We start from the raw sequence: 11,930 nt of genomic DNA, 5'->3' as shown, positions 1-11,930 counted from the left end.
ACCCTGCTTAGCTAAACAGTTTCAGCCCCCCTACCACTTCGACGCGCATGAGCATGCATCCGATTTTTCGCTCGCCTGGTTGCAGAACTGGTCTGCACCAGTCATCCATCGGGATCAAGGCAAGCGCCGGTATTCTGGCGTTCGCCCGTGGCTCATGAGAGAGCCCCAGAAAACCATCGGTACCAGACCGGTGTCCACGGGAGTATTCACCAATGATCGGCTTGCTGCGTGAGCAGTGCCAGGCTCATTTCGGCTCATGGTCTGGGCATCCCAGCGGTCGTTGATTTGGAGGGCGGCGGGAGCGCGTGGCCCAATCACTAGATTGGGTTCACGCCAACACATTTACCGGGCTCACGGCCCCGCCGGATCTAACCAAAGCATTTGGTCACCTCGAAGGGTTTGCCGTCTCGCAACATGTAGAAGGCCGCGCGCGCGAGCTTGTGCGCGAGCGCCTTCATGGCGACCACGGGCAGGCGCCGGGCTTTCTTGCGCTCATAGAAGCGTCTCGCCTGCGGACAACTGCGCATGGCAACAGCAGCAGCTTCGATGATTGCCCAGGAGAGATACTTGTTGCCGTTCTTGGCATTGCCTTCGCCTTTCTTCCGGCCGTTCGAGACGCGTCTGCTTTCAACGCACCGACAGTACGAGCTGAACTGCCCGGCAGTGCGGAAGCGGGAAATGGCACCCGTCTCCAGCATGCTCGTGGTCGCGAGTGTGACTCCGATACCGGGCGCAGTTTTGAGGATTGCGAACTCGGGACGCAGTTTTGCTTCGCGATGAAGTGTCGACTCGATTACCCTGATCTGTGCTTGCAGGGTGTGCACGACCGCGAGGTTTGCCGCCAGAGCGATCTCGATATGCGGCGGCAAACCAAGTGAAGTTACAGCCGCGCTATCGAGATGGCGGACCTGCTCTGCGTTGAATCTGCCTGGCCAGGATGTTCTCGATGCTGAGAGTGTTCAGCGTGCTTTGTTGTACGAGTTGCATGCGCTTTCGGGCGAGATCACGCAGGCCCCGCTCCTCGGGCGGGTAGATGTACCCCTCTGGCAGTAGCCCAAGGCGGAAGATATGCGCGAGAAACACGGCATCGCGTTCATCGCCGGCGTACGTCAGGCCCTCGTACTGCTTGATGGCCGCGGTATTTGCCAGATGGACGGCAAAGCCCGCGGCCATCAAGCCATCGACGAGCCAGTACCAGTTATAGGTTGATTCCACCACGACCCCTTGCAGGTCCTCGTGAAACGGAGCAAGGACGGCGATGATTGATGACAGGTCGTTGGCCAGTCGCTTGCAGTAAAGCACCCGGTCCTGATCGTCGATCACGGCGACCACGGCGTTGTTCGAGTGCAGATCGATGCCGCTATACTTCATTTCAGCCTCCTGGGGTCGGTTGAGCTTGGCATCTCAACTGTAGACCCTGGCCGCTCCTTCTTTGGGCGGCCAGGAGGCCTTTCAATGATTATCAACATTGCGATATTAATTGTGTCAAAAGGCCATCAGACTGCGTCGCAGGGCAGACGAAGCTCTCGGCGCTACGACGATTACGCGTAAAAAACAAGTATATTTTCCACTCTGCGCACGTCCTGGACACGTGAACAAGACAATCGCTTCAGTGGTCTCTGGGTCGTCGAACCTTCGCGTGACGGGCGCATTTTGGTAAATTCAGGAAGACAGGGTTCCGGACGAACCCTCATCCACTGGCAGGTCGACAAGACCCACCGTCTTGACGCAACCAACATGATTTTCATGAAGGGCAAGACCGTCATGAGGCGTTCGCTGTGCTGCAGGCAAATTGACACAATTAATACGGTTGCATGTAAGTTGACACTTTCATTGCGCTTCGAGTGGCAATAAATCTGCCAATCCATCACACCACATTCGTTGCGTGACGGGGATTCCCGCAGGAATCTTGATTGACAGATTTATTGTGTTCTACGGTTGCGGCGCATCGAATGATTGCCATAAGCGGTTCGGTCAAGCTCCGCCACGGCTGCCCATTGATGTACCATCCGGGCAGTCATTCACGCGCATAGTCACAAGGACATTCGGGCGTCGTCTCCGCTCGAGTAACCGGCCACTCGTATAGGATTACCAATAAATTCCTATCGTAGAGCTGACACAGAATTCAAATTGTCGCGATCCAGTCAGTCACCCTTGTGAACAGGTGCAGACGAGCGCACGGCGTGACCGCGAAACGCGGGTGGCGAGCCATTCAGCTGTACCGATGGAGAGTCGCTGGCAAAGGTGGAGGCGCTACGTTTGGTGCCGTGGCGGACGTCGCTAGCGAAGGCAACCTGGTTGTTCGTCGGCTTCGTCGGCGAGCGAGCCGCCCGGTCTCGCGGCCCTGGTGTGTTGGGGGCATCGAGCTGATAGCCCACGCCGAGCATCACGCCGGCGGAGTCCGGGCCACGCGGCACATGAACGCGGTTCACCTGCAACTGCGTGACCCAGCGGTTGGACGCATACCAGGAGGCGCGCACGCCGTAGACGACGCCCCAGCCGTGCACGTCGGAGTAGCTGCCACCCTGCTCTGCGGTGGTCGTATCGAAGTAGCGATACGGACCGAGCCCGGCCTGCAGCACGAACTGCGGGCTACCTACCGGCACCCTCGCCCAGAGCTGGATGATCTGGCCGTCGCGGTGATGATTCGGAATATGTCCTTCGTTGAGCCACGTAGAGCTCGTCGCGAAGTGCTTTCCGAGCCCCTCCTGGTAGCTGAAAGCCCAGGTATAGGTGTTGATGCTGCTGGCGCGCGAGCCGCCGCCGAGCAGCGAGAATTCCTGCGCGTGCGCCGGCATGCTCATGGCCAGCCATAGCAGTGCGGTCCCGATTGCCGCGCTTCCGATGCGTGACACTGCGAACGTACGACGGAGCTGCCAGCTAAGCGTCGCACTACCTCGAACGCCCGACCGCTTACTGTACGGCATCGGCTTCAAGGCTCGGACTGTTCTGCGGTCGCGCCTTCATGTTCGCGACCGGAAAGTGTGGATACACGAAGTCACCGGTCTTCGCAGTCGCTTCGCTGGCCTCACGCCAGTCGCCGCCCAATGCGAGCAGCAGGTCGACACGCTCGTTGAGCTGCTCGCCGCGCGCGCGGATGAGATCCATTTCCGAGAGCAACAGCGTTTGCCGGCTCTTCAGCGCGTCGCGCTCGTCAGTCGATCCGATCGCCACTCGCGCTTCCTCCCGGACCAGCAGCTTGCGGCATTCCTCGACACGCGCCTGCAACTCCGCGACACGCCCCCTGTAGGTCGTCTCTGCCTGTAGCCCCGCTTCGACTTCGGTCAGCGCCTGGAGCGCGCTATTGTCATAAGCGACGACGGCGGCCTTTTGCGCCTCCGTATAGTAGTCCGCTTGGGCCTTGAGCTTTCCTCCGGTGAAGATCGGCGCAAGGAACGAAGCGCTCGCACCCTTGACGGGGCTGCTCGAGTCCATGAGCGACAGCACGTTGCTGCGAATTCCCGTAATCGCAACGTCGATTGAGACGCTGGGCAGGCGCGCGGCATGCGCCGATTGCCGCTGGTCGAACGCCTCGGCAACGCGATGTGACGCCGCAATGAGATCGGGGCGACGCTCGACGAGATTCGCAGGCAACCCTGCGGGTGGCACGGCGGGCAACGCTGGCATATTCGGGCCGGCCTCGATCTCTCCGGCCGGATAGCGGCCCAGCAGCAATTCCAGTGCTTGCGCGGCCCGGACTTTGGCCTGTGTCGCCTTGATGACGGCGTCCTGATTCACCCTCAGCGCGTTTCGCGCTTCCTGGAGCTCCGTTTGCGGGGCCGCGCCGGTCGCCACTCGATGGCTTTCTATGTCCACGAGTTGCGCCTGAAGCTCGACGATCTGCTTCAACTCCACCTCGATTTGCGCACATTTGATGAGGGAAAACCAACCCTTGGCGGTCGTTGCTGCCACGACCCGCTGCGCCCACAGGTAATCGGCTTCCGTTGCGGCATATTCGGATTTCGCCGCTCGGGACTGCGCGCGAATACGGCCCCAGAGGTCGAGCTCCCAGCTCGCGCCAATGGAAACGACCTGCGACTCGGATTCACCCAGCCGCCCTCTGGCACCTGCGGCCGGAAGAAGCCCGCTGCTCTGCATGGTGACAAGCGCCTCGGCTTGCTGCACGTGAATTGCGGCAAGCGCTAGATCCCCGTTGTGGGCGATCGCTTCGCGCGCGAGCTGGTTCAATTGCGCGTCGTCGAAGCTGGCGAGCCAGCCGTCGGAAGGATCACCCGGTGTGCTGCCGTTGGCCCACTGGCGATGGCTAGAAAGCGCCGGAGCCGCCTGAGCAGCGAGATCCCTGACCCTAGGAGGCGCTTCGAGCGTGCAGCCGATTAGTGACCCTAAACAAGTTGCGAGTAGAGCCAGATAGATTTTCTTACGATTGGGCAACAACACGATCATTCCTTCAATGCAGCTTGATGACGAGATAGTTCAATCTGGAGCTCACGCGCAGGAACACCATGCGAATGATCTGAATCGCTTCTCCATGCTGCGTATAGATCGCCCCTGCGCCCAACGCGCCGAGCGGGAGCAGCGGCCACTTCGATTGATCGTCCAATGCGAGCTTGACGGCAAAACGGTTCGGCGTCGAGGCAAGCGGACCGGTATTGGGCAGCATGCCGCCTTGAGGCAATTGCCCCTGAGACTGCGCCCAGACAATCGAGTCCACCTTCGCTTCGAGGATCGCACCGGGCATCGTAGGCAGATACACCTCTGCGGCATCCCCTGGACGCACGTTGTACAGCTCGTTCTGGCCGTAGAAGGCAATCAGTTCCTGGTCATCCTCGACGAAGCTGAATGCAGGCGTCAACGGCAACGGGACCAGCATCGTGCCAACGCGAACTTGGAGATTCACAACCCGGCCGTCTGCCGGAGCACGATAAACCGTCTGGGAAAGCTCCCATTTAGCGCTTTCCAGCATGCTTTCCGTTTCCGACCGGCGTGCCCGCGCGGCGGCGATGGCGGCGAACTCTCCGCGGCTTTGTGCGGATAGCTTAGCCTTCGCCTCATCTTCTTGCGCCTGCGCACTGACCAGTTGGCCTTCCAGTTCGCGCTTTCGCGCCATGGCATCGTCGCGGTCGAACTTCGAGCCCGCTCCGGCGGCGAGCAGCGCGTCCTGCTCCTTCAGTCTTTGCGTGGCAAGCGACAAGGAAGCCTGCACGGTGCTCACCTTTCCTGCTTCGCGGCGCACAGATTCGGAAAGTTGCCGGGCCGAAGCATCGGCCTCGGAAACGGCCGCATCGTCGGCACGCAACCTGCCTTCAAGCTGGTCGACTGCCAATTGATAAGGAGTGGGATCGATACGCAGCAGAACATCGCCCTTGCGGTAGTGCTGGTTGCCTTCAACCGGAAGGTCAACGATGCGCCCCTTGACCTGCGGCACCACCTGAAGAACTTTGCCGACCACTCGCACCTCATGTGTCGAGGGCGCCACGACGTTCAGGGTAAGAATCATGGTTGCAAGCGCAATGATCGGCAGCGTGAACGCGATAACCATGGAAACAGGGTTCCACGGCAGCCATTTGAACTTGAAAAAGATCAGCCACACGCAGAACGCATAGACACCCAGAATCAATACTTCCATCTAAACCTTGTCCTTCTCATTGACGATAGCGCCGGCTTGCCCGTGTGGATGGCCTGGCACCTCCCGGCTATCCTCATCTTCGGGCGGCGCCTTGTCGGTGCCGTAGGCCGCCATATAGAAAACCGGCTTGGTGTGAGCCCATAGCCATGCCAAGGGCCACAGCAGGCCACCAAAGAACAATGACAGCAGACACAGTGCGTGGATCGCCTCCTTTTGTGGATGCCGCCTATTTCTCGCTACCCTTTCCGGCAAGATATGAAGGATCCAGAAGACGTAGATGCCGGCAACCGGCACCACAGCCAGCACCACCCACGAAATGAAATCCGCTGCGTGTTCGAGCGTCCCTCGCGAAATTGCTGCAAAAGACGGCGTGCTCAGCGCCAGAAGCGCGGCGCCGGCCGCCAGATACCGGGCGGACCTGGCCAGTGAATTGACGATGCGTGGATGCTCAACCATATATTCCGTTTGATTTGATTCGAGTATGCATGGCGCCTACGATTGCGAGACAGGTTCATGGCGGGGCCGATACCCGCCGCAATCCAGGTAACGCGCTACGCACCGATTCGAGATGGCGCCCGTGAATATCATCATGGGTATCGCCTCGTTCAGGCCCAACGCGACCGTCATTACCCCTGCGCTGGCGAGGTTGCGCAGCACCGGATCGATTTCCGGATCTTCTGTTGGTGCCGTCGAGGAGTGACTTCGGCTTTCCCGGCGTGAGACCTGGCTGTCCATGCTTTGTGCCTGATCTGAATAGAGCAGGTCATATTTGCCCGCCGAAGCTCCCTCGTGCCCTCGAGACCGGCCTACCTCCATGTAGAAGCCGAAACCAAAGCCTGCGTTCGGCGACATCCGCGCCCATCCATCCGACGGGATCGCTTGCGCGTACGCCTGCCCGGCGCCCGCCATCGCCACGGTAACCGTGATTTGATGTGCCGCGGCGCGCAACGTGACGCGGCGCCGACTAAAATGCCGCCGAAGTAGCTGGTCGCGAGCGCGGCGGATGCTCGACAGGAGCGCGGCGAGCAGGTCAGGTCGCCCTCGGGCGGCCGCTGAATGATCATTCCCGTTCATCTCTGTTCCCTTTCCGTTGAGGCACACGTCGCGATTCGCGATAGGTGCCGTGCCAATCGTTCCATCAAGTCCCGAAAATTACGCGCCGCGGCACGTCGTCGCTATCACAGGAATCAGAAAAGATGCAGGCATGGCGTTTCTGATTCCTGTGATAGGCGGGAACGCGCGCTCGCCCTATTCTCGTCGCGAGGTCTCGTTGCGAGATCGCATTCCACACAGGGGAGACGGGAAATGATCAGTTGCACGCGGCGCGAACCGCCCGGCGCAAATGCGTGTGGTATCCAGTCGAAGGGTATCGCCATGCCGACGTGGGATTCCAGCTCTTCGGCCGGCAAGCTGCCCGTTGAATATCAACCCATCGTTTCCGCCCGCTCTGGTGCATTGACCGGCGCCGAGCTCATCACGCGCAGGAGCAACGGGCAGGCCAAGCAGACTACGCCGGAATTTGCGTCCCTTTTTGACTGTGCCTGCGCTGACCTGGCGCGATGGCAGTGCCGCGCACCGAGCCGCATGGCGCTCTCGATTCCAATCTCGACTGATCAACTTCTGGACAAGCGGTTCCGGCCACTGGTCGCACACTACGTCCAGAAACATCACATCCGTCCCGCCGGCATCAGGTTCGACCTGCGCGAGCCCAAAGAGCGAGATGTCACCGGAATCGTCGTCCAGCGATTGTCGGACCTCAGGCGCATGGGCATTTCAATCGTGCTTGACGACTTCGGCGTAAAGCATTCCACGCTTTCGAGTCTGATCACATTGCCGGTCAGCGGCCTCAAGTTCGGCAGGCAGTTCACCGCGAGTCTTCCGGACGACGTAACTTCGGTGGGTATCTTGACGAACGTTGTCAGCCTTGCCAGCAACCTCGGGATTTCCGTAGCGATCGCCGGCGTAGAGAACGCTGGGCAGCTCGCCTGGCTCGGCCGGTTCGCAGATCTGGACGTACAGGGCAACATGATCTCCCGGTCTCTCTCCTCCGAGGCGCTCCTTTACTGGCTACTCCGGCGGCCCACCGGGTTGGCGCCGAATGGCGGTGCCCACGAAAGCGCGGGGAAAGCGTCAGTCAGGTAAACTAAAAATGGACGCGAGATTCTCAGCCCTCTCGAGATATCGCGCCCTATTTTAGTTGATAGATCCACTTTATTTATTCGTGTGATACGAACCGTTCCCGCGATTCTCGGCCTACCAATCGAATCTCAATGTGTTTTATGTTATAATGTAGATGACTTATCCGCTATACCCTCGCACCTTATCGGTTGCGATCGCGGACGACCACCCGCTGATCCGTCTCGCGATCAAAGAGGTGCTGCGCCCGATCGGCTTCCAGGTCGTTACGTTATGCCAGTCCGGCAAAACGCTCGTTGAGGCGCTCGACCGGCAACGCTTCGATCTCGTTGTCACCGACTTTTCGATGGAGCGCGCGCAAGGCAGCGAAGACGGGCTGCGCCTGATCCAGCGCATCCGCATGCGCCATCCCGATACGCCCATTGTCGTCTTCACCATGCTCACCAACAGCGGTCTGCTGGCCTGCATCAAGGCGGAAGGTGTGGCCGGAATCGTCGGTAAATCGGAGGACCCCGAGATCCTCAAGTGTATTTGCCTTGACGTCGTGTCTGGCAGCGCGGGGCCGCGCCTCTCCCCAGCCGTTGGGGACAGGATCGCGAGCGCGGCTGGACGCCCCGGCGGCAATACAGTCTCATTGTCCTCAAAGGAAATTGAGGTCGTCCGCATGTTCGCGAACGGCGACTCACTCACTAGCATCGCGACCTCCTTTCATCGATCGCTCGCGACAATTGCAGCCCAGAAGCGCTCGGCCATGCAGAAGCTGAACATTGCCAACAATGCCGACTTGATTACCTATGCACGCGACCACGGTCTCGCATGAGGAAGAACGCTACGCCTCGTCGCAATGAATCGCCGCTGCGCACCTTCGATTCGATCGAGAATAACCTGCAGCGGGAAAGACGCGTCTTCTCAATCGTGGTGGCCCTCCTGGCGCTAGTCACGCTCGCCTGTGCGGTAGTGGCCATCACGGTACGCCTGAATGCATCGCTGCGCGCACAGGAGCAACTCGCGCGACTCTACGAACAAAGCGTCGTGGACGCGGTGCTCGAGCGCCGCAGCGCGCTCACGGCGTCCAATCTCATACTGAGCCTGCGCGTCAATGACCCGTTTCATCCCGACTACGGCGAGCGGGCCAGCGGCGTATGCGTGCGGGTGTCGCCATCGCCGCACAAAGACGCCGTCCTTGAGCAAAGTTGTAACGAGGCGGTCCGCATCCTGCTCGCGGCAGGTCAGATGCCGACCATCGAAATGATTTCAGTCGCCGACGGTGCGGCTTATCGATACGTCACCCCGTATTCCGCGCACTCGCGTGAATTCGGGAAGCGCCTGCCGATGCGGCCCTCGATGATCGTTGACGCGGTGCTCAATCAATACCGGGCCGCCAAGCTCGAGCCGCTGGAAGCCGCGAGAGAAAAGCGGGTCGTCTGGTTGACGATTCCTTCCGCGCAAACGAGCAATGGTCCGGAGATGATCGGCGCGTCGCTGATTGCGAAAGGCAATCAGATCTACGCGGTTGCCCTCACTCGCATCGCGCTTAACGATTTGCTCCAGCCGGCGAGAGAAGGCCTGACCCTACCCGATGCCATCTTTTTCGACAGCTTCGATGTTCCTCTCGAGAATTCGGGAGACGCAGTCAATGCCGAAATGCTCGACCACAAGCTGCAAGGCAGACAAGACGGGGTGTTTCACTGGATCGGGGGCTATGGCTGGGCGCTGCGCCTTGCGCCCCTCACTGCAGACTTCGGGCGCCTCATATTCGTGCTCCCGCCGGGGCAGCAGGTGCAGAAAATGGCTGGCGAGTTGCTGCTGGTCGGCGCCGTAACTCTGGTGGTCCTCGTCCTGCTATTCGCCATGTACCGGTACTGGAACTACCGTTTCCTCGCGGTGACGTACAAAGAGGCCTCGCGTGCGCTGGAGAGCGAAATGCTCAACCATCTTCTCGTTCACGCGAACCCGGTCGGTCTGTGCATCGTGCGGCGCGAAACGCTGGAGATCATGGTTTCAAACCAGATCGCATGCGAGGTCTTGGGCATTTCGCCAGGGGAGATGCGCTTGCCGCACGGCCTTCGCGCCGTGTTCGACTCACATCTCGATGCACAGGAAGCGAGTGCCAGCGAATCCGGCATTTTCCAGATCCCGTTTACCTTGAACCGGACTGCCAGCGGCCCGGTGCATCTGGAGATTACCTATGCGAGCGCCGAAGTCAGGCACGAGGCCGTACTGTTTTGCGCAATCGTGGATATGACAGAGCACCATCACTCGAAGCAACTGCTTCGCCAAGCCAAGCTCGCGAGCGATGCGGCCGCGAAGGCAAAGCTCGCATTCTTCGCATCGATGAGCCACGAAATACGAACACCGCTCTCTTCGCTCGTCGGGAACATAGAACTCGTCGCCTTGGGGCGACTCGACGCTGAGCAGAGAGAACGCGTTCGCGCAATGCAGGTTTCGGCAGACGGCCTGCTGCAGGTGGTCAATGACGTACTCGATTTTTCGAAAATTGATGTCGGCTCGTTAACCCTCGGAGAGGCGCCTGGTTCACTCGTCGATCTGTTGCATGGGATCGCGGCCGCGCACGCACGCGAGGCAAGCAAGCGCGGGTTGACGTTGCACGCCATTCTCGACCGGCGCATTCCAGCTGAAGTCCAATTCGACCCTGTGCGCCTGTCCCAGATCGTCAACAACCTCCTGAACAATGCGCTGAAGTTCACGCACTCCGGCAAGATTGTGCTGCGTGCACATTGGGCGAATGACGGCTTCGTTATCGAGATCTCCGACACTGGCGTTGGAATACCCGAAGACCAGCGCGATCGCCTCTTCCAGCCGTTCTCACAGGCAGCCTCGCATCGCCTCGGCAACGCACGAGGTGCCGGGCTCGGACTTTCGATCTGCGCGAAGCTCTGCGAACTCATGGGCGGCAGGATCCGGCTCGACAGCATTGCAGGCATGGGCACGCGCGTCACCGTCAATCTGCCGTTGCGGGTCTGCGGCCCCGGCAAGGCGCCCGCGCCTTTCGCGAGTGCGCCGACAAACCGGGCGGCTGCGCTATTTCGTGCACCTGAGCATTACGAAGCGCTGCTGAACCATCTGGATTGGTCGGACAGTCCGCCCGTAGTCATTCCGGATATGGGTGAGGCGGTGGACCTCGACGGGTTCGATTGCCTCTTTGTCACTGAAGAATTCGCGGCTGAGGAGGTTGCACGATGGTGGCCCGAGCCGGCCTCAATCATCTGGGTGAAGCAGCAGGGTCCGCTTGTTGCCTCGACGCGTGCGGACGGCGGCCAGGACGTCTCGATATATAGCCGTGCAGGAATTCACGCGGCGCTGCTCGCGGCAATTCCGGGCGGCCCTCTGCCTGGACAGACCACCGGCCGCCACAACGGGCGGACACCGGAGAAACCGCTGAGGAGTCTGCGCATACTGATCGCGGAAGACAACCGGTTGAACCGCAGCCTGCTGCGCGATCAGCTTTCCGTCCTTGGGGCTGGCGTGCTCCAGGCCGGCAACGGCTACGAGGCACTGGCGACACTGTCGACAACGCGTGTCGACGCGGTGCTGACCGATATCGATATGCCTGATATGAACGGGTTCGAGTTGCTTCGCGAGATTGGAGCGCTCGCTCTGGATATCCCGGTCTACGCTGTGAGCGCGAGCACGCGGCATGAAGACGTTGCTGACGCACGTGCGATGGGTTTTGCGGACTATTTCACGAAACCGGTCTCGCTTGCCCTTCTCGCTACGGTGCGCAGCGGAGTCGCCTCAGATGAATCTGCCTGCCTGGACGTTGCGCCTCCTCGAGCCGCGCACGCATGGCCCGAAGACGACCTTCCAGAGATTCCGCGCGTGCCCGCAGCCTATGTGAGCGCATTTCTGGAACAAGCCGCAATCGATCGTGAAGAACTAGAAAGCGTCATTGCCGAACGCAGCATTGCGCAGTTCGAACGTGCGTTGCACCGCATCGGGGGCTCGCTTGCCGTGCTCGAGCGCTCTGGGTTGCTCGCACTCTGCGAAGACTTGCACCACTACCTCACGGAAGCGGGAAGCTGGAACGCCGAAATCGAAGACCAGGCGCAGTTTGTCCTGCAAGCGTTTGCGCGCATGTGCGAATCCGTCAAGCAAAATGATATGCAGGCCAAGGCGGCTGAGGCGCTGTAATCCGCATTTTGCAACTTCTATGATTGTGTCCATTGCGGCGAAGAAGCAATATGGT

Annotated in this window: 10 protein-coding genes; 3 read left to right on the top strand and 7 right to left on the bottom strand. The window is 60.2% G+C overall.

From position 1 onward, the window contains the following. Positions 1–368: 368 nt before the first annotated feature. From AB4Y44_RS13915 to AB4Y44_RS13885, 7 genes are all read right to left on the bottom strand, one after another. A complete protein-coding gene (locus AB4Y44_RS13915; RefSeq protein ID WP_368699910.1) occupies positions 369–869 on the bottom strand; it encodes a transposase in 501 nt (166 codons plus the stop codon). A gap of 22 nt (positions 870–891) precedes the next feature. Continuing rightward, entirely contained in the window at positions 892–1,371 is a 480-nt protein-coding gene (locus AB4Y44_RS13910; RefSeq protein ID WP_368699909.1) for a transposase, read from the bottom strand. A 773-nt stretch (positions 1,372–2,144) separates the two neighbouring features. Then, the gene (locus tag AB4Y44_RS13905) at positions 2,145–2,804 is read right to left on the bottom strand and encodes a hypothetical protein (protein WP_368699908.1); all 660 of its coding nucleotides are present in this window, start codon (positions 2,802–2,804) and stop codon (positions 2,145–2,147) included. A 109-nt stretch (positions 2,805–2,913) separates the two neighbouring features. After that, the gene (locus tag AB4Y44_RS13900; protein ID WP_368699907.1) at positions 2,914–4,404 is read right to left on the bottom strand and encodes a TolC family protein; all 1,491 of its coding nucleotides are present in this window, start codon (positions 4,402–4,404) and stop codon (positions 2,914–2,916) included. 4 nt (positions 4,405–4,408) lie between these two features. Then, a complete protein-coding gene (locus AB4Y44_RS13895) occupies positions 4,409–5,587 on the bottom strand; it encodes a biotin/lipoyl-binding protein (protein WP_342923781.1) in 1,179 nt (392 codons plus the stop codon). Then, the gene (locus tag AB4Y44_RS13890) at positions 5,588–6,043 is read right to left on the bottom strand and encodes a DUF3302 domain-containing protein (RefSeq protein WP_342923780.1); all 456 of its coding nucleotides are present in this window, start codon (positions 6,041–6,043) and stop codon (positions 5,588–5,590) included. A 36-nt stretch (positions 6,044–6,079) separates the two neighbouring features. Beyond that, a complete protein-coding gene (locus AB4Y44_RS13885; protein ID WP_368699906.1) occupies positions 6,080–6,661 on the bottom strand; it encodes a hypothetical protein in 582 nt (193 codons plus the stop codon). 231 nt (positions 6,662–6,892) lie between these two features. Here AB4Y44_RS13885 and AB4Y44_RS13880 point away from each other — a divergent pair, with 231 nt between their 5' ends. The 3 genes from AB4Y44_RS13880 to AB4Y44_RS13870 all read left to right on the top strand — a co-directional run bounded on the left by AB4Y44_RS13880 (position 6,893) and on the right by AB4Y44_RS13870 (position 11,875). Beyond that, entirely contained in the window at positions 6,893–7,729 is an 837-nt protein-coding gene (locus tag AB4Y44_RS13880; protein ID WP_368699905.1) for an EAL domain-containing protein, read from the top strand. Positions 7,730–7,880: 151 nt separating this feature from the next. Continuing rightward, the gene (locus AB4Y44_RS13875; RefSeq protein ID WP_368699904.1) at positions 7,881–8,543 is read left to right on the top strand and encodes a response regulator; all 663 of its coding nucleotides are present in this window, start codon (positions 7,881–7,883) and stop codon (positions 8,541–8,543) included. After that, positions 8,540–11,875 carry an ATP-binding protein gene (locus AB4Y44_RS13870; RefSeq protein ID WP_368699903.1) on the top strand — a complete coding sequence of 1,112 codons (3,336 nt, stop codon included), beginning with the start codon at positions 8,540–8,542 and terminating at the stop codon, positions 11,873–11,875. Before AB4Y44_RS13875 ends, AB4Y44_RS13870 begins: the two co-directional genes overlap by 4 nt. Positions 11,876–11,930: the final 55 nt, after the last annotated feature.

Source organism: Paraburkholderia sp. BR10937 (assembly GCF_040965695.1).
Lineage (GTDB): Bacteria > Pseudomonadota > Gammaproteobacteria > Burkholderiales > Burkholderiaceae > Paraburkholderia.
The sequence above is the reverse complement of the archived record's forward strand: the minus strand, read 5'-3'. Positions and strand labels throughout refer to the sequence as shown.

Bases quoted from the DNA above. Each gene is read 5' to 3' on its own strand.
- AB4Y44_RS13905 (WP_368699908.1), bottom strand. From the start codon at position 2,804: ATGAGCATGCCGGCGCACGCGCAGGAATTCTCGCTGCTCGGCGGCGGC.
- AB4Y44_RS13900 (WP_368699907.1), bottom strand. From the start codon at position 4,404: ATGATCGTGTTGTTGCCCAATCGTAAGAAAATCTATCTGGCTCTACTC.
- AB4Y44_RS13885 (WP_368699906.1), bottom strand. From the start codon at position 6,661: ATGAACGGGAATGATCATTCAGCGGCCGCCCGAGGGCGACCTGACCTG.
- AB4Y44_RS13890 (WP_342923780.1), bottom strand. From the start codon at position 6,043: ATGGTTGAGCATCCACGCATCGTCAATTCACTGGCCAGGTCCGCCCGG.
- AB4Y44_RS13870 (WP_368699903.1), top strand. From the start codon at position 8,540: ATGAGGAAGAACGCTACGCCTCGTCGCAATGAATCGCCGCTGCGCACC.
- AB4Y44_RS13910 (WP_368699909.1), bottom strand. From the start codon at position 1,371: ATGAAGTATAGCGGCATCGATCTGCACTCGAACAACGCCGTGGTCGCC.
- AB4Y44_RS13875 (WP_368699904.1), top strand. From the start codon at position 7,881: ATGACTTATCCGCTATACCCTCGCACCTTATCGGTTGCGATCGCGGAC.
- AB4Y44_RS13895 (WP_342923781.1), bottom strand. From the start codon at position 5,587: ATGGAAGTATTGATTCTGGGTGTCTATGCGTTCTGCGTGTGGCTGATC.
- AB4Y44_RS13880 (WP_368699905.1), top strand. From the start codon at position 6,893: ATGATCAGTTGCACGCGGCGCGAACCGCCCGGCGCAAATGCGTGTGGT.